The organism is Staphylococcus sp. Marseille-Q5304, assembly GCF_943737015.1.
Classification (GTDB): domain Bacteria; phylum Bacillota; class Bacilli; order Staphylococcales; family Staphylococcaceae; genus Staphylococcus; species Staphylococcus hsinchuensis.
The window spans coordinates 203,338-227,558 of sequence record NZ_CALSFP010000001.1; the positions used below are offsets into that span (position 1 = coordinate 203,338).

21 protein-coding genes and 1 riboswitch are annotated in these 24,221 nt (G+C 32.9%); of the genes, 15 read left to right on the forward strand and 6 right to left on the reverse strand.

Annotated elements, in window-relative coordinates; genetic code table 11:
• The 4 genes from pgsC to NGI30_RS00910 are packed head-to-tail and all read left to right on the forward strand — an operon-like array spanning position 1 to position 3,299.
• Positions 1 to 453, forward strand: coding sequence for a poly-gamma-glutamate biosynthesis protein PgsC (gene pgsC / locus NGI30_RS00895; protein WP_251517373.1), 453 nt, complete (start codon positions 1 to 3; stop codon positions 451 to 453).
• A gap of 14 nt (positions 454 to 467) precedes the next feature.
• Entirely contained in the window at positions 468 to 1,538 is a 1,071-nt protein-coding gene (locus tag NGI30_RS00900; protein WP_251517375.1) for a CapA family protein, read from the forward strand.
• Positions 1,528 to 1,686, forward strand: a complete 159-nt coding sequence (locus NGI30_RS00905) for a hypothetical protein (protein WP_251942448.1) — start codon at positions 1,528 to 1,530, stop codon at positions 1,684 to 1,686. Before NGI30_RS00900 ends, NGI30_RS00905 begins: the two co-directional genes overlap by 11 nt.
• A gap of 2 nt (positions 1,687 to 1,688) precedes the next feature.
• Positions 1,689 to 3,299 carry a gamma-glutamyltransferase gene (locus NGI30_RS00910; protein WP_251942449.1) on the forward strand — a complete coding sequence of 537 codons (1,611 nt, stop codon included), beginning with the start codon at positions 1,689 to 1,691 and terminating at the stop codon, positions 3,297 to 3,299.
• A 127-nt stretch (positions 3,300 to 3,426) separates the two neighbouring features.
• Here NGI30_RS00910 and NGI30_RS00915 read toward each other — a convergent pair whose 3' ends face one another.
• Positions 3,427 to 4,764, reverse strand: a complete 1,338-nt coding sequence (locus NGI30_RS00915; protein ID WP_251942450.1) for an aspartate aminotransferase family protein — start codon at positions 4,762 to 4,764, stop codon at positions 3,427 to 3,429.
• Between the two features lie 341 nt (positions 4,765 to 5,105).
• Entirely contained in the window at positions 5,106 to 7,214 is a 2,109-nt protein-coding gene (locus NGI30_RS00920; protein WP_251942451.1) for a helix-turn-helix transcriptional regulator, read from the reverse strand.
• 773 nt (positions 7,215 to 7,987) lie between these two features.
• On the opposite strand from NGI30_RS00920, the gene NGI30_RS00925 reads away from it, so the two are divergent.
• The 6 genes from NGI30_RS00925 (at position 7,988) to NGI30_RS00945 (ending at position 13,042) form a co-directional block, all read left to right on the forward strand.
• On the forward strand, positions 7,988 to 8,473 hold the full coding sequence (locus NGI30_RS00925) for a haloacid dehalogenase type II (protein WP_342610458.1): 486 nt from the start codon (positions 7,988 to 7,990) through the stop codon (positions 8,471 to 8,473).
• Between the two features lie 48 nt (positions 8,474 to 8,521).
• Entirely contained in the window at positions 8,522 to 8,662 is a 141-nt protein-coding gene (locus tag NGI30_RS11440) for a hypothetical protein (protein ID WP_342610457.1), read from the forward strand.
• A gap of 129 nt (positions 8,663 to 8,791) precedes the next feature.
• Positions 8,792 to 8,896: riboswitch (TPP riboswitch) on the forward strand.
• Positions 8,897 to 9,032: 136 nt separating this feature from the next.
• Positions 9,033 to 10,778, forward strand: a complete 1,746-nt coding sequence (gene thiC, locus NGI30_RS00930; RefSeq protein ID WP_251942452.1) for a phosphomethylpyrimidine synthase ThiC — start codon at positions 9,033 to 9,035, stop codon at positions 10,776 to 10,778.
• 266 nt (positions 10,779 to 11,044) lie between these two features.
• Positions 11,045 to 11,638, forward strand: coding sequence for a class A sortase SrtA (gene srtA, locus NGI30_RS00935; RefSeq protein ID WP_251517386.1), 594 nt, complete (start codon positions 11,045 to 11,047; stop codon positions 11,636 to 11,638).
• A gap of 96 nt (positions 11,639 to 11,734) precedes the next feature.
• The gene (locus tag NGI30_RS00940; RefSeq protein WP_251942453.1) at positions 11,735 to 12,394 is read left to right on the forward strand and encodes an NAD(P)H-dependent oxidoreductase; all 660 of its coding nucleotides are present in this window, start codon (positions 11,735 to 11,737) and stop codon (positions 12,392 to 12,394) included.
• Positions 12,395 to 12,493: 99 nt separating this feature from the next.
• Positions 12,494 to 13,042: a tubby C-terminal domain-like protein gene (locus NGI30_RS00945; RefSeq protein WP_251943899.1), complete on the forward strand. Its 549-nt coding sequence runs from the start codon at positions 12,494 to 12,496 to the stop codon at positions 13,040 to 13,042.
• A 132-nt stretch (positions 13,043 to 13,174) separates the two neighbouring features.
• On the opposite strand, the gene NGI30_RS00950 is transcribed toward NGI30_RS00945, so the two are convergent.
• Positions 13,175 to 13,459, reverse strand: a complete 285-nt coding sequence (locus NGI30_RS00950; RefSeq protein WP_251942454.1) for a GNAT family N-acetyltransferase — start codon at positions 13,457 to 13,459, stop codon at positions 13,175 to 13,177.
• Between the two features lie 177 nt (positions 13,460 to 13,636).
• Between NGI30_RS00950 and NGI30_RS00955 the strand changes: the two genes are divergently transcribed.
• Positions 13,637 to 14,596, forward strand: coding sequence for a metal ABC transporter solute-binding protein, Zn/Mn family (locus NGI30_RS00955; protein ID WP_251942455.1), 960 nt, complete (start codon positions 13,637 to 13,639; stop codon positions 14,594 to 14,596).
• A 235-nt stretch (positions 14,597 to 14,831) separates the two neighbouring features.
• On the opposite strand, the gene aldA is transcribed toward NGI30_RS00955, so the two are convergent.
• On the reverse strand, positions 14,832 to 16,256 hold the full coding sequence (gene aldA, locus NGI30_RS00960; RefSeq protein ID WP_251942456.1) for an aldehyde dehydrogenase: 1,425 nt from the start codon (positions 16,254 to 16,256) through the stop codon (positions 14,832 to 14,834).
• 258 nt (positions 16,257 to 16,514) lie between these two features.
• Here aldA and NGI30_RS00965 point away from each other — a divergent pair, with 258 nt between their 5' ends.
• The 3 genes from NGI30_RS00965 (at position 16,515) to isaB (ending at position 18,045) form a co-directional block, all read left to right on the forward strand.
• On the forward strand, positions 16,515 to 16,958 hold the full coding sequence (locus NGI30_RS00965; RefSeq protein ID WP_251517407.1) for a MarR family winged helix-turn-helix transcriptional regulator: 444 nt from the start codon (positions 16,515 to 16,517) through the stop codon (positions 16,956 to 16,958).
• A gap of 40 nt (positions 16,959 to 16,998) precedes the next feature.
• Positions 16,999 to 17,211, forward strand: coding sequence for a VraH family peptide resistance protein (locus tag NGI30_RS00970; protein ID WP_251517411.1), 213 nt, complete (start codon positions 16,999 to 17,001; stop codon positions 17,209 to 17,211).
• 321 nt (positions 17,212 to 17,532) lie between these two features.
• Entirely contained in the window at positions 17,533 to 18,045 is a 513-nt protein-coding gene (gene isaB / locus NGI30_RS00975; RefSeq protein WP_251517413.1) for an immunodominant staphylococcal antigen IsaB family protein, read from the forward strand.
• Between the two features lie 88 nt (positions 18,046 to 18,133).
• Here isaB and NGI30_RS00980 read toward each other — a convergent pair whose 3' ends face one another.
• Positions 18,134 to 19,549 (reverse strand): anion permease, encoded by a 1,416-nt coding sequence (locus NGI30_RS00980; protein WP_251942457.1) that lies wholly within the window; start codon positions 19,547 to 19,549, stop codon positions 18,134 to 18,136.
• A 473-nt stretch (positions 19,550 to 20,022) separates the two neighbouring features.
• Between NGI30_RS00980 and NGI30_RS00985 the strand changes: the two genes are divergently transcribed.
• On the forward strand, positions 20,023 to 21,822 hold the full coding sequence (locus NGI30_RS00985; protein WP_251517420.1) for a cation:proton antiporter: 1,800 nt from the start codon (positions 20,023 to 20,025) through the stop codon (positions 21,820 to 21,822).
• 49 nt (positions 21,823 to 21,871) lie between these two features.
• On the opposite strand, the gene NGI30_RS00990 is transcribed toward NGI30_RS00985, so the two are convergent.
• Entirely contained in the window at positions 21,872 to 23,824 is a 1,953-nt protein-coding gene (locus NGI30_RS00990; protein ID WP_251517423.1) for a fructose-1,6-bisphosphatase, read from the reverse strand.
• Positions 23,825 to 24,221 lie beyond the last annotated feature (397 nt).

The window sequence follows — 24,221 nt, forward strand, 5'->3', positions numbered from 1 at the left end:
ATGATAGGTTCAGAGTTATATTTTTCATTATTTGTAGGCATCGTACTTAGTTTAATCTTTGCTGAAAAGTTCGGTATTAGTCCAGCAGGTCTTGTTGTACCTGGGTATTTAGCATTAATTTTCGACCAACCAGTTATGTTATTATCCGTACTTATCATAAGCTGTATTACATATTTCATTGTTAATCACGGCGTAAGTAAATTCGTCATTTTATATGGACGTAGGAAATTCGCTGCAATGATACTTACGGGTATGGTTTTGAAATTTATATTCGACCTCATTTATCCACTCACGCCATTTGAAATGGTTGAGATGTCAGGTATCGGGGTTGTTATTCCAGGAATCATCGCTAATACGATTCAAAAACAAGGTGTTATTATCACTTTATCTACATGTATGTTATTAACATGTATTACTTACGTCATCTTATTCTTTTATAGCTTTATCAATTAGTAAGGAGTATGAAAATGAAGCAATCTAAACGATTATCCATAGATGAACGTGTTCTAAAATGGACAAAACGGCATAAAAAGAGAAATTCTCTTTATACAGGTATTATCTTAATAGTGGCCATTGTACTGATTGTGTTTGTGATGTCATCAGAAAAAATACAACCGGTTAAAGCTATGAGTAAAGCGCAAGGCGATATAAGAATGACGTATTTAGGCAACATTGAATTGAATAAACATATTCGAAAAAATAATATACACAAATCATTCAGTGCAGTTTCAGATATTTTAAAAGGAAGCGATTTTTCTACTGCTAGTTTGAATTATTCTAAGTTCTCTAAAAATAAGAAGAAAGATATCAATTCAAATATAGAAAACGTTATGTTTTTAAAAGATTTGAACATAAAGAGTTTAAATATTATAAACCAAGTTACAGACAATATCACAGCTAGAGATTTCGGTAGGGCAGTTGATGCTCAAGTTGGCGAAAATTATTTAACTGGTAACGGGTCAAATCCTATTAACAGTAAAACTGTACAACAAACAGTTAAGAATAAGAAAGTCGCTAATGTTTCATTTACTGATGTAGAATCTGATTACACAGATCCATTGAAAAATACTACTTCAATTAGTTTAGAACCAAGAATATTTATTCCATTGGTTAAGAAATTGAAAGAAAATAATGATTTCGTGGTTGTAAATGTTGATTGGGGTATTACAGATGAAAGAAACGTAACAACAAGACAAAGAGAATATGCACATGCACTTGCTGATGCTGGCGCAGATGTCATTATTGGTCACAACAGTGTACCACAACAAATAGAACACTATAAAAACACAGACATCTTCTATAGTTTAGGTAACGTGACGTCTGAAGGTTTCCTTTCTAAGAAAAAACATGGCTTAGCAGTTCAGCAGAATTGGAAAGGAAAACATTCTAAATTCATGATAACGCCAATTAAGTCACAGTCAGGTCAAATTACTGCAGATAAACCAAATAAAGTTGAAGAAATTAAGCTATTGAATAATCTTGAAAGTAAAAGCGTTAACCTTAAAAAAGAGAATGGAGGTTATGTATATGAAAATTAAACAAAATTGGGTAGGCATAACAGTCGTCTTAGTTATATTGGTTATTTTCCTTTTGATTACTTTTGCGAAAGCCAATGAAGGATTGGATTCACACGAACAACACGACCTCGATAATTCTCGACATCAATATTTATCTAAAGGAGCTTGAGTATGAGTATTTATAATAGAAGGACGCTCATCGTAATATTTCTCCTTACAATAATAGTTTCGTTTATCTTTTTTCTAATTACGAAAAAAGATAATTATAATAAAGATGAACTATATGAAAACAAAATCGCCGATCATGATCAAAATACGTCGAAAAAAAATTACGGTGTAGCTTCAAACAACGCGATAGCCACAAAAGTTGGTGAGAAAATCTTAAGAGATGGCGGTAATGCTGTAGACGCATCAGTTGGTGTATCTTATGCTCTAGCCGTGACAGAACCTCATTCCTCTGGTTTTGGTGGGGGAGGCGCAATGCTCTCTTATGATGGCAAGCCAAATTCAGAACCTAAGCAATGGCAATATAAAGATATTTCTTCTTATAATTACAAAAACAAAGACCAGACAGGTACGCCAGGGTTTGTGCGTGGTCTCCATGATGCACATAAAGAAGGCGGTAAAATGGATGAGAAGAAAATACTGAATTATGTTATTCCACTTGCTGAAGATGGCTTCGAAGTAGACTCAGAATTAGAACGAAGCTTGAAGTTATATGGTTCGGATGTAGACAGAGATTCTCCTTTCTTTGATGGACATCAAACGAAAAGAGAAGGAGATGTAATCAAACAACCAGCCTTAGCAAAAACATTGAAAAAAATCAGAGACCATGGACCTGATTATTTCTATAATCATATCGGTAAGAGTATTTCTAAACAAACTGATGGTAAGTTGATTAAGAAGGACTTTAAAAATTATAAAACTGTTAAAAAAGCGCCGATTAGTACAGATTATCTAAATACTAAAATTTATTCAGCATCAAACCCATTAGGTGGTGCATTAATGCTTCAAGGTATGAAGATTGATGAAGCAAAAGATAATGAATCTGTACCAGGAAATCGTTTAGATTTCATTACGAGTGTTTTAAAATCAAGAGAATTAATGTACCGAAACAGAGATATTGTAAACGGTCAGGACAATAATTCTAGCAAATATCTTTCGGAAGATTACTTACTTGATAAATTTAACGAAGTTAATGCGAATGTAAATGCGAATCCAAATCCAAACCAATTTAATGCAAACCCTGATCAAACGAGTACTACACACTTTGTTGTAGTAGATAAGAAAGGTCATATTACTAGTACAACAAATACGTTATCAAGCTTCTTTGGTTCAGGTAAATTTGTTAAAGAAGGATTCTATTTAAATAACTCATTATCAAACTTCTCAAATGATCCAATGAGTCCAAACTATAAAGGTAAACATAAACAACCTAGATCATTCACGGCACCAAGTATTGTTGTTGGACCAGATTATTATTTAGGTATCGGTACACCAGGTGGTAACAAAATCCCTACTACAATCAACCAAGTACTTGTTGATTACTTACGTGGTGACGGAACGCTTCAAGAATCAATCGATAAACCTCGTTTCTATAATGATGGTCATATTATTTATTACGAGAATGCTACAAGTAAGAAAGATATCGATATATTCAAGAGTCTAGGATATCAAGCAGAACTTAAGCATAATGATGCCAACTTTGGTAGTGTTCAAGCAGCCTTATATAATCGTAAAGATAAATCGGTTGAAATTGGACACGACGTTGGTAACAGATAATATAACTGATTATCTTAATAAAGAGATGATGAGATAAGATAAAGCCCCTCAAAAAGATTTTAAATAAATCTTTTTGAGGGGCTATTTTTATTTGTTGATACATATTTATTTTTAAAAAGAAACTACTTTACCAACCTTGTCCAGCTGTATCATAATCATTTAATTCGTCATTCATGTAAGCCTCGATTGTTCTTTCTAGAACGTCTAAAGCGTAATCTAGTTGCTCATATGAGATGACAAGAGGTGGTTGGAAACGTAGTACATTGCCTGCAACAGCAATAATTACAATACCTTCTTCGAAACAGCGATTACAAATTTTTAATGCTGCATCATTATTGCGTGATTTACTTTGTTTATCAGAAACGATATCTATACCAATTGATAAACCTTTACCACGTACGTCGCCTACGATGTCGTATTTTTCTGTCCAGTTGTCCATACGTTGACGTACATAATCACCTTTGTCTGCACTTGCTTGTAATAAATTTTGATCTTCAATCATTGAAAGCGTAGCTAAAGCTGCTTCACAACTAACTGGATTGGCATTTGTCGTAAAGAGATGTGCAGGTGCTTCTAGGTAATCCATTATTTCAGCTCTTCCGATGATTGCTGACATCGGTAATCCACCGGCTAACGATTTACCAAATGTGATAATATCAGGTTCGATATTGTAATGTGTAACTGAACTCCATGTGCCAGTACGTCCTAGTCCTTGTTGTATGTCATCAACTGCTAATAGAATTCCATGTTCTTTACATAATGATTGAAGTGCTTCAAAGTAACCTTCTACTGGTTCTAATAAACCACCATCACCTTGTATTGTTTCAATCATAATACATGCTACTTCCTCAGCTGGAACATATTTTTCAAACATTTCTTTTAATGGTGCGAGGTATTCATCCACTGTATTGGACGTCGGCGCGCCATATAACCCACGATAATTATCAGGGAAAGGAATATGATAGAAACCAGGTAACATCGGGCCGTATTTTTTACGCATATTTAAACTAATGGCAGACATTGATAAAGCACCATAAGTAGACCCGTGATACGCATTTACGAAACTTATAATATAGGGTCTTCCTGTATATGCACGAGCGAGTTTAACGACACCATCGTTCGCATCTGATCCAGATAAACCAAAGAGCACACGTTTTTCATAGTCCCCTGGTGAAATTTCACAGAGCTTTTTACCTAGTTTCACGAGTGGTTCGTGATACATATACGCGGGTGTATAGTGAATAAATTGATCTACTTGATTTTTGATAGCTTCAGTGACAGGTTCTGGTGCGTGGCCAACATTTTGTGAACTAGCACTTGATAGTAAATCGATGTATTCCTTTCCATCGACATCAACTAATGTCGCACCATAGCCATGAGATATTGCTAATGGAAAGTAATTAATCCTTCCTGGATTAGCAAAATATTTACTATCTTCATTAATAATATCTGTTGATTTTGACATAATTCATAGTCCCCTTTGTGTGTTGTAATACTTTATAAATGGTAGAAAGTCGAATAGAAAGTTTTAACAATTCTATTTGAGATCTACGCCGTAATCAAAGAAAATAGTAAGGTTTAAAATGGTTGATATATATGAATATACTAATAATTTTTTGACTTGTAAATATTTTCAGAAAATTGAATATAAAAATCTAAAAGATTGTTCAACTTTTTTGTGATTAATTGTAACAAAGGGGACAATATAATGTACTTTTGCTTATTTTAAGAGTTATGTAAAAATGGAAAACATACTATAAAATTCACGGTGTATGTTCAAATAAGCAAAAGTACCACTTGAGTAAATTATTCGTAATTGATCATTAAATAATGTATTGAAGCATCATCTAAGCTTAAATTAATCGCTTTGTGATGATTGTGTTTATTATAAGTTGCAAATGGATAATTCGAATGATTAATGTGATTTAACATTGTTGTGTTGATGGATGTTCTATATAAACTAGACGAAATCAAACACTTAATATTACCATGCTGATTATTCAATAAACGAGAAAAGATTGGAAAATCTCTATTAATATGGTGGGCTATCTCTATTTTTAAATGGTTAGATTGAGTTTCTGTAGCACGATGATGATATAACAATATGTGAAATCGTTTGTCTTGTTGAAATATGATGCCGTTATTAATTAACGTGACATTCTGATTCATAAATGGTTGTAACATGTTATAAACATGAACCATAGGCATCAAACTTTGGTTATGATCTATTACCATTAATTGATTCTCATCAATAGAATAGAGAGGGTAACCAAGTCCCGCTATGGGATAATCAAAATCTATCAGAAATTGTGTGAAATAAATATGGCTGGCACAAATTGTATGTTTAAAATACTTAATAAGTGCAGGGTGTGTAATGTTATTAAACACAAGTTTCTGAGTCATCGTCCTACCACATAATTCAATTAAATGCTTAAGTTGTTGTTTGATTTCAAATGCATGATGGTTGTTATGCTTTGACTTCAAACTGATATATGTCGATAACTGAATAAGGTCCATATTGATGTAGTAATAATCGACTTGTATCGAATGAATGTGTGAAATGATATCAGTTAAGTTTTGTCGTTTTTCAATAAAATGATCAATAACGAGTGCCGTTTTCAACCCTTGATACGGCTGGAGAACCGAATGAATTAAATTATAATTTTCTGTCGTAATCAATTGGGATGGTTCGAATAACAAACAAAGTTGTCGGATAAGTGATTGTTCTTTGTCATGTGCTTTAATCAATTTCAAAATTTTATGCTCGAATAACTGAAAGCTATCGAGAGAATGAATGTTAAAAGTTAAATGATATTGCTTTTGAATCAACGTAACGATAGCATTGAAAAGTTTCTGACTATCTAGAACATTAAAATGCTCTACATTTGTATTCTTAATTAGAAAATTGATATTTGAGAAATGTTGTAAAATACGATTCTCTAGTTGTTGGTCAGCCACGACAAGTAAATCATAAAGGCTATTCAGGTGGATAATGACATAATGCCCATTGATATGGATGTTAGGTTTAAGTTTAGTTAAATCAATTTTGAGTACATCATCATTCGGTTTCGTAAGGGCTTGTGTTTGATTATAACTTTTTAAAAATACTACTAATTCTTTATCTAAAACTTTTAATTTGTAATTATATGTGTCGCTAGTCGCTCTATATTGATATTTATATTCTTTAGGAGGTATTTTTAAATAAAATTTAAAATGTTTCGTAAATATAGCCACGTTGTTGAAATTATATTTGACTGCAATATTACTAATACTATATTGATTGTTAATTAAATCATAAATAGATAAAGAAATTCTTAATGAATTGATATACGATTTATAATTGATAGACATATGTTTAGAAAATAGTATAGAAATGTACGACTGTGATATATAAAAAGCATCAGCTAAATCTTTAGTAGTCAGTGCTGTATCAATATGACTATTAATATAATCGACAATCTTGCGTAGTAATGGATGTTTAGTATAGTAAGCAGGTAAATATGTATTGTTTAATTGTACCTTAGCATAGTCGAGTAAATATTGAATAACTTCGTTGATATAGGCATGTATATTCTTATTGTGACAATAAGCTTCAAATAAATCATGAGTGATAAGGCGTTTAAATGATGTGAAGTTTACGATTTGTTTAAAGTCGTAGTATATATAATTTAAGTTTGATGCTTTTTCACACAACAACTGTAACGGGATAGCAAGTTCAATGAGCTGTTCTACCTTTTCGTATTGATAGAGATCTGTATTGTTTATAATTAAACCTTCAGAAATAGTTAGCGACTTGCCGTTTAAATTTATATTACATGGCTTACCTAAAGGAATGAGTATGATGATTTTATTAATATTTCGCGTTAATAAGGATGTATAGTTGTTTCTTAAAGTTAGTGTAGTCGTATTAATCAATAATATCACCTTTGTTTAAATATAAAACGAGACCTTTTCGTTTAACGTTATTTTACTATTCTGTCCTAAAATTAAAATGGTAAATAGGAAATATTATTAAATGGTAGGTCAAATGTCATAAATCATACATGTGACGTTGCAGAAATTAAAGTTTTGTAAGCAGTTATTTATAAAAACAGGTGGTGGGATAAAAATTTAGGAGAAAAAAGTAGTTATTAGGCGGTAGATTGATCAAAATATATCAATTGAGTGTGGAATTAGGCAAGTAAAAAATACTTCTATATAGAAGAAGATCTAAAGTCACTAAAAGTAGCAACTTTAGATCTCTTTTTCAAATAGAGCGAGACAGCGGATTAAACAGTAATTTGGAAGAGAAATCGTACCAATTATTTAACCTGAGATGTCTATACTTTATTTGTGAGAAGGAAATTTTATATCATTGGGGTAAATGGGAATATAAAGCTTGGTTTGGGAATGTATTAAACGATGATGACTTTAAAGCTTGAACTGATATAAAAATAGTTTCCGTCTCTTATTTATATTATATAACTTTAATTGTAAAACCACAATATAAATTTAGAATTAAAAAAATAGGAGATGAAATGTTGGTTTTATATAATTTCTCTTCAAAACGAAACACATTTTTATATACAAGGGTCCCTACGTGAATATGTAAAGGTGTAAGATATTTATTATATTTTAATATTTCTGTTTAAAAATTATTCAAAAGTGTAAAATAAGAATAACTTTATTATAGAAAGAGAGGGGTAAAAATGTATAAGGCGATTATTTTTGATGTGTATGGAACTGTTTTTGATTTAGATTCTTTAAAAAATGAAATGATTGAATTTGACGAATCCTTAGCAAATCAAATTTCACGTGATTGGCGAGAAACACAAATCAATCATATGTTTATTAGACAAATAATGCACCGATATATACCCTTTGATGAATTAACTAAAAACGCTTTGCGTTATACATTAAATGTACATAATATTCAGTACAATAGAGAAGATATTAATCGTTTGTTTGATGCATTTCTAAAATTATCTTACTATAAAGAAATTCCGAGAGCACTTTCTGATATTAAAGCATTAGGTGTTGATATAGGGGTCCTTTCGAATGGAAATGATAGTATGCTCATGCCTTTAATTGATAACTCAGAGATTGCAGAATTCTTCGACACGGTGATTAGTGTTAATGAAGTGAAACAATACAAACCTAGTGAGGCAAGCTACGCACTCATATTAGATTATTAAAATGTTCGTAGAGAAGATGTCCTATTCGTTTCTTCTAATACTTGGGATGTGACAGGAGCCAATAACTTTGGCTTTGATACAGTATGGGTTAACCGTAATGATACGTTATTTGATCAAAATGGAGACGATCCAACAATTACAGTGAATCACTTGAATGAATTAGTAAAATGGTTGGAACTGAACAATTAGGGTAAGACAACTTATAGAACCCAAATGTGGTTCAGTGTTAATACAAATAGAATATAAACAAAGTTGTTTATATTCTATAAATTTTTGTATTTTCAACTAAAAAATGTTAACTTTTATTTATAATTTAATAACAATTGCTAGGGGTGCTTGTTAAGAGCTGAAAGAGATTATATATCTCAACCCTTTGAACCTGATCTAGTTAATACTAGCGTAGGGAAGCCGGTCACAATGTCTTGATACATTTGTTAAATAGATTTTTAAGGGATACTATATTCCAATCGTCTTTTACATATGTATATTTATGTAGATTAAGGTCATTGTGTATCAAAATCAGGTCTCCTAGCAATAATACATGCTAAGGAGTTTTTTTATGGAACAAGAAAAGATTGAATTAAAGAAACAATTCCCATCTAGTCGTAGAATTTGGGTGAATGGTGAAGATGATGATATTAAGGTACCATTCCGTGAAATCGAACTTTCACCAACAACTACTGAAGAAGGTACAACTGAAAACGAGCCTGTAGTTGTATACGATACGGCAGGCCCATATCATGATGACTCATATCAAATTGATGTGCAACAAGGTATTCCTCAATTAAGAAAAGATTGGATAGACCAACGCCAAGATACACAACGTTATGAAGGGAGAAAAGTACAGTCCCTTGATAATGGTTTTAAAAAAGATAACCATAAAAAGTTTGTAGAAACACCTTTTAAATATCAACCACGTAAAGCAGAAAGTGGACGATGTGTGACACAAATGCATTATGCGAAACAAGGTATTATTACGAAAGAAATGAAATTCGTCGCAACAAGAGAAGATGTATCTCCTGAATTTGTGCGTTCAGAAATTGCTAGAGGACGTGCAATTATTCCTAATAATGTAAACCATCCAGAATCAGAACCAATGATTATAGGTAAAAACTTCCAGGTGAAAATCAATGCTAATATCGGTAACTCAGCTGTAAGTTCATCGATTGAAGCGGAAATTGAGAAGTTAGTATGGGCGATCCATTGGGGTACAGATACGATTATGGATTTATCTACAGGTAAAAACATTCATGCGACACGTGAATATCTGTTAAGAAACTCTCCAGTGCCTGTAGGAACTGTGCCAATTTATCAAGCGCTTGAAAAGGTTGACGGTATTGCTGAAAATTTAACATGGGAAATTTATAGAGACACGTTAATAGAACAAGCTGAACAAGGTGTAGATTACTTTACGATTCATGCAGGCGTATTATTACGTTATGTCCCAACAACGGTGGATCGATTGACTGGTATTGTGTCACGCGGTGGCTCAATTATGGCGCAGTGGTGTTTAGCACATCACGAGGAAAGCTTTTTATATACACACTTCGACGAAATTTGCGAAATATTAAGTGCTTATGATATCTCTATTTCATTAGGTGATGGGTTACGCCCAGGTTCTATATATGACGCTAATGATGAAAGCCAAATATTAGAACTTGAAACGCTTGGTGAATTAACAAAAATTGCTTGGGAACACGATGTTCAAGTGATGATTGAAGGTCCAGGTCATATTCCTATGCAGAAGATTAAAGAGAATCAAACGTTAGCAGATTTCCATTGTCAAGAAGCACCATTCTATACATTAGGACCATTAACAACGGATATTGCACCAGCATATGACCATATTACATCAGCAATTGGAGCGGCACAGATCGCGAGTCATGGTACAGCAATGTTGTGTTACGTTACACCTAAAGAACATCTCGGATTACCAAATAAAGATGATGTACGTGAAGGTGTAGTCACATATAAAATTGCTGCTCATGCTGCCGATTTAGCTAAAGGTTTAAAAAATGCTCAAAAAAGAGACGATGAAATCAGTAGAGCACGTTTTGAGTTCAGATGGTACGATCAATTTAATTTATCTTTAGACCCAGATAAAGCGCGTGCATTCCATGATGAAACGTTGCCTGCCGAATCTGCTAAAGTCGCACACTTCTGTAGTATGTGTGGTCCTAAGTTTTGTTCTATGCGTATTTCTCATGATTTACGAAACAGCGAGGAATTACAACAATTTAAAGAAGAAGGTTTAAAAGAAAAATCAGAAGAATTTATCTCTGAGGGTAGTAAAATATACCACTAAATTTGTCTGTCTAAAATGAATATAGATAATAAATATTGAGGCAAACCCTACGCGATTTAAAGTGTAGGGTTTGTCTTTTTATTTATTAAATGCTAGATACAATGAGATGGACAAATCTTTAGCAAAAGCATAAAAATATGTCATCATAGTTAGAGATTTTACTGTTCTATAGTACGGTGAAATAAGTCCGATTGTTATGATGTTTCATATTCAATTGTGCTATACTGAAAGTAAATTTCTATAATGGGAACAAGGAGTTATATTAAATGAAAAAATGGGGAAATCGACTCATAACAATACTCGGTATCGTACTTATTCTCGCTGCAATTTACCTATTTGCCAAACCACACATTGATGAATATTTTGCACAAAAAGAGAACGACAAGCAGGTTCAAAAATATGATAAACAACAACAATCTAAAGCTAAGGCAGAAATACCTAAAGATAAATCAAAAATGGCGGGTTATATTTCAGTGCCAGATGCTCATATTAAAGAAGCAGTCTATCCAGGTCCAGCCACACCGAAACAATTAAATAGAGGCGTGAGCTTTGCTGAAGCAAATGAGTCATTAAATGATCAAAATATTGCGATTGCGGGACACACATATGAAGGTTCTTCGACTTATCAATTTTCAAACTTACACAAAGCAAAAAAAGGAAGTAAAGTTACATTTAAAACTGGAAAAGAAAAGCGTAAATATAAAATCACTAAAATTAAAGATGTAAATCCTAATGATGTCAAAGTTTTAGATGAGCAGAAATCGAAAAAACAACAACTCACTTTAATTACTTGTGATGACTATAATGCTAAAACGGATACGTGGGAAAAACGTAAGATTTTCGTGGCACAAGCTGTCTAGTTTTTAGAAATTTCAAAACATATTACTTTAATCGGAATAAAATAATCGCTTATACTATAAATTATAACGCAATTTATTTGAAAGGAAGGCATGAACATGACACAAATGCAACAAAAAATAATCGAAGCATTTAATTATAGACATGCGACAAAACGTTTTGATGCAAATAAGGAAATAGAGCAGTCTGATTTTAAAACTATTCTTGAAGCTGGGCGACTATCACCAAGTTCACTCGGGTTAGAACCATGGAAATTTATCGTTATCCAAAATAAAGAACTAAGAGAGAAGTTAAAACCTATTAGTATGGGGGCGCAAGGACAATTAGAAACTGCAAGTCATTTTGTGCTCATTCTAGCGCGTAAAAATGTAACGTTTAAATCACCGTACGTACAACATTTATTAAAAAATGTGAAAAAGTATGATGAAAGTACTTTCCCTGCTGTAGAAGAGAAATTTGATAATTTCCAAACAGGTTTTCACATCAATGATAATGCACGCACTTTATTTGATTGGGCGAGCAAACAAACATATATCGCTTTAGGTAATATGATGACATCTGCAGCATTACTTGGTATCGATTCTTGCCCTATGGAAGGGTTTGACTTAGATCGTGTAACCCAATTATTAGAAGATGAAGGCATTATTGATTCTGAACAATTTGCACCTTCAGTGATGGTTGCATTTGGTTATAGAGAAACTGAACCCAAAGACAAAGTAAGACAATCAACTGAAGATGTTATTGAGTGGATTGAGTAATTATATACACGTGTTCATTATAAATAAGTTATTATTATATGTATTTTCCCAACTTTGTTATAATTATGTTTAAGAACAAAATTTATGGAGGTTAAAAAGATCGTGCGCTTTTATTTCAAAGAGAACTTTTTTAATGCTTCAAAGTCGACAATCGATGTTTTTAATGAGAATGATGAAGCTGTATACAAAATGCAGTTGTTTTATACGTCAGCAACACAAGAGGCTTTTGCAATTTTCGGCGGAAAAGGTAAACAAAATTTCGAAATCACAGATGGTCATGATACGTATCGCATAACTCAAGAGAAAGCGATAAGTGGGAAAATTAAAACCCCATTTAAAACCGTATGGGACGTTGACAAAAATGGGAATAAATTTGGCGTTTTCCGTACTAAAATGGGCTTAAAACCAACGATGTTATTCGAAGGTAGCCAAGGTGACACTTTAAAGTTCCAATCAGGATTTATTTCAAGAAGTGTATCCGTAAATGACGGACGAAATGAGATTATGAATACTAAATCTCAACGCTTTAAAATCGCCTCTCGTCATGACATTGATATCCATACTGACGAATATCATCCGGCGATGTTAATTATGCTATTCCAAGTATTTTACGAATTCCAAGAACAACAACGCAGAAAATCTAGTTGAACAGATCTAGATTTCGATTTTGATTTTTAATCACTATCGAAATCTATTCAGTGAAATGCATTTTAATAATAAACACGCGACGTTTTTCATATCAACGTCGCGTGCTTTTTTTATAGTTAAGCATTGATGTGCTTAGTCATGTTGTTGATAAACATCTTGGTAATCATCACTTTTTTCCATTACTTTCTTAGCAAATGGGCAAGTTGCAGTAACTTTTAAGTCGTTTTCACGTGCATAATCAACGACTGTTTGTACAAGTTTAGACCCAATACCTTGGCCTCCCATTTCTTCAGGCACGCCTGTATGGTCGATATTAATAAGATTATCATCTTCTTTTTCGAAAGTAATTTGTGCTTTTGGATTCTCTTCGTTATCACCAATATAAAATTTATTTGATCCTTTTACGATTTCAGCCATACATATCTCTCCTTTGGCAATGTTCTTACTATATAAATATCCGTATAAGAAAAATTTAAACTGAAGTCAATAATGGGTATTTTACGAATTAGTGAAGTTTTTAGTTGAAACCATTGAAATATTTAGTAAATAAGTATATAGTTTGAACGGAATCTTTTGAGTTGGAGGCGTGTTTTTTTGAAGAAAAGTTTAGTAATCATTTTAATAAGCATGCTTATCGTCGTACTAAGTGGTTGTAGTCAATCTAATCATTCAGAGCATAAGCAGGTCTCAGAAAGTAATAAATTAAATATCTACACGACCGCATTTGCATTTCAAAGCTTTGCTCAACAAATTGGTGGGAAGTATGTGAAAGCCGAATCGATATATCCCCCCGGTGCAGATGCACATTCGTTTGAACCAACTCAAAAAGAAATGATAAATATTGCTAAAAGTGATTTATTTATTTATTCAGACGAAGAGATGGACCCTGTGGCAAAGAAAATTGCACAATCCATCAAGGATGATAATTTGAAATTACCAGTAGTTCAGGGGATAGATCATCATGACCTTATTTCAAGTCATGAGCATGAGCATCACCATGATGACCATGGAGGCCATCATGAAGGCGAAAGTCATGATCCACATGTTTGGTTAGACCCTGTATTAGATAAGAAGCTAGCTTATAATATTAAACAAGATTTAATTCGAAAAGATCCCAAACATAAAAAATATTACAATCATAATTATCAAAATTTAAAACAAGATTTAACACAAATCGATGAACAGTTGAAAGCAGTAACGAAAAATCCAAAAAGAGATACGGTCGTGATTTCTCATGATTCTATCGGTTATCTAGCACATCGTTATCACTTTAAACAACAAGGTGTTAGTGGCATAAATAATGAAGAACCGACACAACAAAATTTAGTCAAAATAGTTCATAGTATTAAAGATTCAAAACAACCATATGTGCTTTACGAACAAAACATTTCATCTAAAGTTACGAACGTCATTGAAAAAGAATCAGATACACAACCATTAGATTTTCATAATATGGCTACGCTAACTAAAGCACAAAAGAATGATAAAAACATTACGTTCCAATCACTTATGAAAAAGAATATCCACTCTTTAGATAAGGCACTTAATCAATAAAGAGGGTTTTGAGACACAAATACACAGTATTGAGCGTTTACAATCTGAAGCTTAATTCTCAAAAAAAGCGAGCTAATCCATTAAGGGTTAGCTCGCTTTTATATTAAAAATTTAATGATTTTGCCCGTACATACTTGAATAAGTTATGGTTCAATCATGTAGTCGCGACACGATTAAGGTGGGATACAAGTGATCAATGTCTCTTGCGTTAAGAAAGCGTTTCTAAGGCATTGCTTTAATCATATCTAATATATGAGACTGTTGTATTGTAATACTCTTCTAAACCATGAATTCCATCGGCGCCACCAAGTCCAGATTCTCTCCAACCTGAGTGAAATCCGTTCACTACTTCTTCAGCTTCGCAGTTAGCATAAACTTCACCGAACTTTAGTTGTTCAGAGGCAGTCATTACATCTTTTAAGTTTTCTGAGAATACATATGATGAGAGGCCAGCATTTGTGTCGTTCGCTTGTGTAATGGCTTCATCGTAATCCGTGTATGTTACGACTGGTAATACTGGGCCAAAGATTTCTTCTTTGAAGGCTAAATCGGATGGTTTAACGTTGTCTAAAATTGTAGGTGCATAGAAATAACCAGGACGATCGATAATGTGACCACCTGTTACACAGTTTGCTCCATTGTGGATAGCTGATTGGACTTTGTCATCGATACTTTGTAACTGAACTTCATTAATAATTGCACCATAATCTGTAGCTTCATCGTATGGATCGCCAACTGTTAACTGTTCCATCTTATCTTTTAAGGCTTTGATAAATTCATCATGTACTGATTGGTGAACGAAGATACGTTCAGGGCACGTACATACTTGTCCGGCATTATTAATACGTGCAGTAACAATATAGTCTGCAGCTTTTTCTATATTCGCATTTTCAGTAACAAGTACAGGTGCATTACCGGCAAGTTCTAAATTTACCTTTTTAACATTTGAGGCGCTTTCTGAGTAAACGGATTTACCAGCACGCATACTTCCAGTTAGTGAAATTAATTGAATGTCAGGGTGCTGTGCAAGTTGTGTACCGACAGTTTCACCTTTACCTGGAACGATTTGAACAAGACCTGCTGGTATAGTTAATTCGCGAATCAGTTCGGCAATTTTTAAAGTTATGAGAGAAGTTGCTTCACTTGGTTTGATGACTACTGAACAACCTGTCACAATAGCAGGGATGACCTTTCTAATCAATACTAAAATAGGTGCATTCCAAGGAACGATACCGGCAGTAACACCGATGGGCTTTTTCGTTAATAATATCGTTTCATTTTCCCGACTATTTTGTAGAACTTCGCCTTTATTTGACATACTGAGACTTGTCATATAATCGATAAAATGAATAGATTTTTCAATTTCACCTTTTGCAGAAGCTAACGTTTTACCTTGTTCTTTCACATATAAATCAGCTAATGCGTCTTTATTTTGTTCTAGTAATGGGATGAGTAATTTAGCATGATCTGCTCGTTTTGGTTGAGGGACTTTTTCCCATTCAAGTTGTGCTTGCTTAGATTTTTCTACTGCTTCGTTAACTTCTTCTTCAGATGCAAAAGTAACTGTATCTATTGTTTCTCCTGTAGCAGGGTTAATCACATCTATTGAGTCTGTTGATTTACTTTCGATAAATTCATTGTTTATAAATAGTTTGTTCATTTCTAAACACCTCCACATTATAAAAATACCACTTTAGGTAAATTTAAAAACTATCTGACTATTCAGTTATATTATTTTATGTTTAATTTTAAATTTATAATTGATAAAAAAGGAAAGAAATTATAAACTATAAATAAGGGAGACTATATAATCATTTTCAATAAACTACATTACTAACGATTATAATCAGACAAGTGAATTTTGAGAGTAATTATAATTTGGCTCGAATTTGATAGAAATGGGAAGTAGTTGATTTAATTGGATCGAACAAAAAATGCTTTGAATACATTTGTAGGTATTCATAGAACCGCGGATTATCTTGAACAAATTGTAAAAAATGATGTCAAAAGGTATGGTTTAAATATTACAGAATTTGCAGTTATGGAATTACTCTTTCATAAAGGGGATCAACCAATTCAACGAATAGGGAAGAAAGTTTTGATAGCTAGTAGTAGTATCACGTATGTAGTTGATAAACTAGAGAAAAAAGGATACGTAAAAAGGTTACGTCTTGAAAAGGATAGACGTGTTATTTATGCCTCGCTAACCGATGAAGGTCATGAACTTATGGCTTCAGTATTTCCGCATCACGCTGAAACATTAGATAATGCATTTTCAGTACTTACTGATGAAGAACTCCTCAACCTCCAGAATGCCTTAAAAAAGTTATCAAGATATACGAAAACAAATAAATGCAGTTGATTATTCATACTCCAACTTTTTACAGAAAGGAGAATAGATATTGTCTTTAAAAGAAATGTACGAAGAACTCATTAACAAACAATGGGAAAGAGACGAATTATTGATGGTAGGTGTATATTGCCTCATAGGTAGTTTTTTATTAACACCTATTTTCGGAATTCCAGGTGGCATCATTGCTTATTTTGCATTTGAAGATGAAGCATTTAAGGAAAAAATGAAACGTCGCAAGCAACAACATAAAGATATAAATTGATCAATTTTATTAACGTGATTCACAAAGTACTTTATATTATGTGTTTTTCATAACTGTATGAATAATCTGAGTCTGAGACAAAAAAGGTGTCTCAGACTCTTTTTTAATTAGGCGGTAGATGTCTGAATTGAAAATGTACTTATATCAAACTATTTCAACACATAGTCATTTTTACCAGGCTGGTGTACAAAACCTCAATTAGAAAATTAGTGTGTATATTTTACAACAAGATGACAGTGGTATGAGGTAATAGTAAAATAATTGACACATTTGTAATAAAATTGTAATATTAAACTATACTTAGTGTTAGGGGTGTTGAAAATGAAAAAAATTGTTAAACCGTTACTTGCAAGTGGAATTTGTGTCGCAACTGTCTTTGGTGTCAATTTTGCTCAATCAGGTCACTCTCATGAAGTCGTACAAGCATCTGAAATCCCTTATTATCAATTCAATGGCTACACTGGTAATCAATCAAGCTTTATCTTAGATAATGCTTTCGTCAATGCAGTAAGATCAGGTCATGTTACTTTTAATAATACAAGTGTTGATAATGAACATAGTGCTAACCAAGGTAAAGAAGTTACTTATGCATACGATCAAAAGTTTTATAAAGTTTCAGGAAATGTTGCATCAAGTGTAGAGTTTCCAATAGCTGAAGGTCAAGTAACAGTCGATGATCTTATAGATCACTACGGAGAAGACTATAGATATCAACCAGCGCATACTGATGCAGCTGATGAATCAGATGATGGTATGTATAGTTTTAACTTTGATAAACATAATATTACGTTTACTGTTTATCATAACCATGTAATCAAAGTTACTATTGGATAATAAGAACAATAATTGTATATTACGTTTTTATAGCAATAAATAACCCTACATCATAGTCTTCTTATGACTATGATGTAGGGTTATTAAATTACATAAGTCCGATAAGTTTCATCCATAGTGAACCGATACCGAACCATACGATTAAATAGAATATGGCTAGTATTGCATTCATTGTCCACCAGCGATTTTGTGAAACGTAGCCTGCAGAATAAAGTATTGGTGCAGGACCACTACTATAATGTGTTGTTGATGCCATTAAGTTACCAAAGAAACCGAGCATCAATGCACTGTATAAAGGAGGTGCGCCTGTAGCAATTGCAACACCAATTAATGCGGAATACATCGCACTTACGTGAGCAGTTGAACTTGCGAATAAATAGTGTGAATAGAAGTAGAATAGTACAAGTATAATCAATACTATTGGCCAACTTAATCCACCTAAGTTACTTGAAATAGCTTTACTTAACCAAGGGATAAATCCTAACTTGTTAAGTTGGTTAGCCATCATTACAAGAATAGAGAACCAAATTAATGTGTTCCAAGCACCTGTTTCTTTAAGGACATCATTCCAAGTTAAAACGCCTGTGATAAGTAATAACGATAAAGCGATAAAGGCAGTAAGCGTTGCGTCAATGTGAATGACACTACCTAGTATCCAAAGGATTAATGCAATTAAAAAGATTCCAATCATGAATTTTTCATTTTTATGCATTTTACCCATTTCATCTAATTCACCTTGTGCCCATGATTTCGCATTAGGTGTAGATTTGATTTCTGGTGGATAAATCTTATAGATGATGAAAGGTACCAAAATTAATGAGATGATACCTGGAACGAGCGCGACTAAGAACCAGTTCATCCAAGTAATATTAACGCCTTGATCTTTAGCAAGGGACTGGGCTAATGGGTTACCTGCCATCGCTGTTAAGAACATCGCAGCTGTAATCATATTACCTTGGAATTCTGTAAAGATTAGGAATGCACCCATTTTACGCTCTGTACCATCTTCCGGTTTAGAACCAAATGAACGAGAAAGTGCATTGATAATAGGGAACATGATACCACCAGCACGCGCTGTATTACTTGGTGTGGCAGGAGCTAATATTAAATCAACGCCGAGTAATGCATAACCTAAGCCTAATGTTTTCTTACCGAATAACTTTACGAATTGTAATGCAATACGTCTACCTAAGCCTGTTTTCACAAATCCACGTGATATGAAAAAGGCCATTGCAATTAACCAAATACTACTGTTACCAAAACCAGCCATAGCTGTGTCTGTTTTGACTGTTCCTGTAAGTACAGTCAGTGAGAAACCAATCATTGCGACTGCGCCAATTGGTAGTGGTTGGGTAATACAACCGATAATCGTAGCAACAAAGATTGCGAACATATGCCAAGCTGTAACGTCTAATCCTGCTGGTCTAATAGGGGTTAATAGCCAGAGGATAATGCCCACAACAATAGGAACGATAAACTTCTTATAATTAATATCTTTATTCATCAATATTCACCTTTCTTATTTATAAATTAAATTACTTACGTGAATAGAAAGTTAATTAACCACTATCAAAATAGTAGTAATTATATTGATGAAAATGGGGTGGCGGGTGATGATGCCATATAATTACTTCAATATAGTCATCTCTTTTCTATATAAATATTTATAAAATTCATATTCAATTATAGTTTGATATCTAGGTCCTGTAAAGATGACAATCATTATCAATGAATGTGTAAAACATGACAACGCTGCGATATTCTATTATAATCATTTCTTCGTATTTTTTCGAAATGAAATGGGAATTTGTAGTTATATTAAAATTTTGAAAAGTGTACGAGAAAATTAAGTTTAATTAAATGCGTAAATATGAAATTTTTGATAACATACCTTTTTTAGTACGTGCTAAAATAAGTTTAAATGAGTAATAGAAAATAAAAGATGTTTGAGATAGAGAAAGGAAAGAGGGAGTACATGTGTCATTACTAAAATTACCACTTATCCTGGTTATTGTTATATTTTTAGCTTTAGGTATATTTAGTCAGTGGCTAGCAACAAGAATCAAATGGCCATCGATTGTTGTTATGGCGATCATAGGTCTATTAGTTGGACCTATTTTAGGATTAATAAATCCACAAGAAAGTTTAGGGCACTCTGTTTTTAGTCCACTCGTATCGTTAGCAGTGGCAATCATTTTATTTGAAGGTAGTAGTACGCTAGACTTTAGAGAGCTTAAAGGCATTTCGAAAGCTGTCATAAGAATTATTACGATTGGTGCGGGGTTAGCTTGGATACTAGGTGCCGTTGCCCTGTATTTAATTTTTGGATTTCCAATCGAAATTTCGTTAGTACTAGGCGGGCTGTTCTTGATCACTGGGCCTACCGTCATACAGCCGTTGTTGAAACAAGCGAAAGTACATAAAAATGTAGATTCGATATTAAGATGGGAAAGTATTATCCTTGATCCAATTGGGCCTATGTTAGCTTTAGGGGCTTTTTACTTATTTGAAATCGTTGAACAAGGCTTTGAATTACAAATTATTGTAAGTTTCATTGTTCGATTGGTTATTGCAATTGCGATTGGTTTTGTCGCATCATTTATCTTTATGTGGTTTATTAAACGTGATCACATACCGCAAAACTTAATGCCACCAATTCAGTTAATATTTATATTACTTATTTTTGCAATTTGTGATGAATTTTTACCAGAATCAGGTTTATTAGCGGTTACAATATTCGGTTTAATGATGGCACGAATGAAACGTCACGATTTAATATTTAAAGAATCTGACCATTTCATTGAAAATACATCGACGATTATGATTTCAACGGTCTTTATATTAATTACATCGTCACTTTCATTAGATGTGTTGAAAAATGTTGTAAGTTGGCAATTATTTTTATTCTGTTTCGTCATGATTGTATTAGTTCGACCACTTTCGATCATTCTGTCTACAATAAATACAGAAATTTCAACACGAGAGCGCGCGATGGTCTCTATGATGGCGCCGAGAGGTATTGTAGTTCTAACTGTCGCACAATTTTTCGGTGGTTTATTTGTCCAAAAAGGTATGCCAATGGCGCAATATATTACACCAGTGACTTTTGGATTAGTATTTGTGACAGTGGTGATTTACGGCTTCACATTTGTACCATTGAGTAAAGTCATGAAGTTATCTAGTAATGAACCGCCTGGTGTTATACTCGTTGGTGAGAGTATGTTTTCTTATCATTTAGGTTCTAAATTAAGAGAACATAATATACCAGTTATGACGTTCAATTTATTTGATAATAAGAAAGATAGAGCAAAAGAAATGGATTTAGAAGTGTTTGAAGGAAACTTATTATCGAGTAATGATCGGATTTATTCAGATCTTACACGTTACAATAAATGTCTGTTAATGACACAGTCATTTGTATTTAACAGTTTGGCGTTTAATGAGTTGGTTCCTGAGTTTGGATTGAAAAATGTGCAAATGATGCCAGTTTCATTTACGGACGAACATGCGCGTAGTAATCTTGATGGACCGATAAGAAATCACATTTTATTTGATTGGAATTTCACTTCACATTGGTTTAATCGATTTGTTGCTGAAAATAATATTTTGGAAATTCCAGTTAAAGAAAAATCACAACTCACAGCTCATGATATGGTGTTATATCATATTAGTGAAAATAAGGTTGTAACATTTAAGAAAATGAACAACGATGTGCTTAATAAAGAAGAGGGTACGATAGGTTATTTAAAAGATGCGTACTTGCATCGCAATATTTAATAAATCAAAAACCACTTTGAGATACGAATATCTCAAAGTGGTTTTTTTGTTAATTGATGAAACGATCATGCATAAGTTCTTTTAATACGTTGATTTCATCTTGAATTTCTTGTCCAGTGTTCGTGTCTCTAATTTTTTTACGTGTAAGTTCTTCATCAACTACACGTCTTATTGAAAGTTCATCTGCACCATTCAATAAGACATGCTCTTTACTATTGAATTGTTGGTGGGCAACGAGCTGCATACCAAATGAATTGTATAATAATGTATATCCAGCAATACCTGTTGTTGATTGATATGCTTTTGAAAATCCACCATCAATGACGATCATTTTACCATCAGCTTTAATAGGATCTTCCCCGTCTATTTCTTTAACAGGTGTATGACCGTTAATAATATGACCTTGTTCTGGATCTAAATCAAAGTCTTTTAACATTTTTTTACACATATCAACGTCTTCACGTAAGTAGTAGTATGGATTTTTCTCTTCTTTGTGAGATGCTTTGTCTTTAATAAAGTAACGTTCAAATGTTGTCATCGCACGTTTACCGAATAATGAAGAGTATTTACCTGTCCATAAGTACCAAACGAGATCCGTTGCAAGATCATCTTGTTGATCTTTATGATCGAATGCATGTCTTACATAATATTCAAAGTTATCTAATAAATCACAACCGTGATGCTCAACATCATCGATAACCATAGACTCCATTTCACCATTTTCATCGACTGGAATACAACCATGAATTAATAAATTACCATTATAACGTAGATATAGGTTACCCTTTTGCATTAAGAACGTCATATGACGTTTTAACTTTTCTGATTGTTGCACAGAAAGTAAAAGTTTATTGATAACCTCTTCTTCTTCCTCTAATAATTCATTAGGGTTATCTGGGTTTAACGTGTGGAAACAAGTATTTTCTAAAGGATATGTTTTCCCATAAATTGTAGCTTCCATTTTGTCAAAATCAATACTTTCTAGTACAAGTCGATCTTCCATTTCAAACGTTGGGCGTCGTTTAATGATTGGTGCTTCAAGTTTGAATTGAATCATCGCAATAGCTTGTTGAATCTTAGTAATTTGTTCACGTTCTAGTTCTGTTAAACCTTCTGCATTTTTCGGGCGAAAAGCTGGATTTTTACCGTCGTAATATTTTTCAGCTAATGTAAGTAACGGTCTCAAATTAATTCCATAAGCATCTTCTATAATATCTAGATTGTCGTAGCGAGCACAAATACGTAATAAGTTTGCTAAACATACCTTTGAACCTGCATAGGCACCAATCCAAAGTACATCGTGATTTCCCCATTGGATATCTACGGAAGGATATTCGATCAGTGTATCCATAATCTTGTCTGGATCTGGTCCACGATCATAAATGTCACCAACAACATGTAAGTGATTGACCACGAGATGTTGTACAGTAAATGATAAGCCGATGATGATGTCATCAGATTGTTCTAACTCTACGACTTGTTTCATTAACTTTTCATAATAGGACTGTTTATTATTGTATTTATTACTTTTATAAAGAAGTTCTTCGATAATAAAGACGAAGTTTTTTGGTAACGTTTTGCGTAACTTAGTACGCGTATACTTTGATGATGCATATGTAATAAGTTTGATAAGACGATTGATTGTCGTTACATACCATTCATTTAATTCTGCTTTTGATTCACATGCATTTTTAACGAGATTTAACTTTTCCTCTGGATAGTATACAAGTGCTGAAAATTCATTAATTTCTTCTTCGGATAGTTTATCTTTAAAGATGTCATTTATTTTAGAACGGACATTACCTGAACCGTTACGTAATACGTGTTGGAAAGAGTGGAATTCACCATGTAAGTCACTAACAAAGTGTTCTGTACCTTTAGGTAGCTCAAGAATTGACTCTAAATTGATAATCTCAGTAGCTAATTCTTCTTTATTGTTGAATTGTTCTGCTAATAAATCGAGATACCTGCTCTTCACACTTTTCTCTGTAGCATTATGCATAATTGTGTCACTCCAGTTGTAATATTTAGTGAATTGAATAAAGCGTTTTCATATTATATTTATTATTATATCATCATTTGGCTTACGATTCTTCCTCCTTTAATACTTTGTTCAATTTTAAGTAACATTAAACGGTAAAATTAATTCTTTTTATTTTGATGATGTTACTCAAATATAAAAATGAGTGAGAAAAGCCATTTTTTATATACAAAATTATTGAAAAGTGAATATTATTTATTATAAGTTAAAATATTTCATATATGTACAAGCAATATATTAGGTTTAAATAGTTTAATTTAAGGCTTTTTACAATGTAAAAATAACAATTATTATAAAAATATTCAGAATACTCTTTTGTTTTCTCTAATATTTTGTATAATTAATGCATGTAACAAAA

Coding starts and splice junctions, on each gene's coding strand:
- pgsC (WP_251517373.1), top strand. CDS start 1: ATGATAGGTTCAGAGTTATATTTTTCATTATTTGTAGGCATCGTACTT.
- NGI30_RS00900 (WP_251517375.1), top strand. CDS start 468: ATGAAGCAATCTAAACGATTATCCATAGATGAACGTGTTCTAAAATGG.
- NGI30_RS00905 (WP_251942448.1), top strand. CDS start 1,528: ATGAAAATTAAACAAAATTGGGTAGGCATAACAGTCGTCTTAGTTATA.
- NGI30_RS00910 (WP_251942449.1), top strand. CDS start 1,689: ATGAGTATTTATAATAGAAGGACGCTCATCGTAATATTTCTCCTTACA.
- NGI30_RS00915 (WP_251942450.1), bottom strand. CDS start 4,764: ATGTCAAAATCAACAGATATTATTAATGAAGATAGTAAATATTTTGCT.
- NGI30_RS00925 (WP_342610458.1), top strand. CDS start 7,988: ATGTATAAGGCGATTATTTTTGATGTGTATGGAACTGTTTTTGATTTA.
- thiC (WP_251942452.1), top strand. CDS start 9,033: ATGGAACAAGAAAAGATTGAATTAAAGAAACAATTCCCATCTAGTCGT.
- srtA (WP_251517386.1), top strand. CDS start 11,045: ATGAAAAAATGGGGAAATCGACTCATAACAATACTCGGTATCGTACTT.
- NGI30_RS00940 (WP_251942453.1), top strand. CDS start 11,735: ATGACACAAATGCAACAAAAAATAATCGAAGCATTTAATTATAGACAT.
- NGI30_RS00950 (WP_251942454.1), bottom strand. CDS start 13,459: ATGGCTGAAATCGTAAAAGGATCAAATAAATTTTATATTGGTGATAAC.
- aldA (WP_251942456.1), bottom strand. CDS start 16,256: ATGAACAAACTATTTATAAACAATGAATTTATCGAAAGTAAATCAACA.
- isaB (WP_251517413.1), top strand. CDS start 17,533: ATGAAAAAAATTGTTAAACCGTTACTTGCAAGTGGAATTTGTGTCGCA.
- NGI30_RS00980 (WP_251942457.1), bottom strand. CDS start 19,549: ATGAATAAAGATATTAATTATAAGAAGTTTATCGTTCCTATTGTTGTG.
- NGI30_RS00990 (WP_251517423.1), bottom strand. CDS start 23,824: ATGCATAATGCTACAGAGAAAAGTGTGAAGAGCAGGTATCTCGATTTA.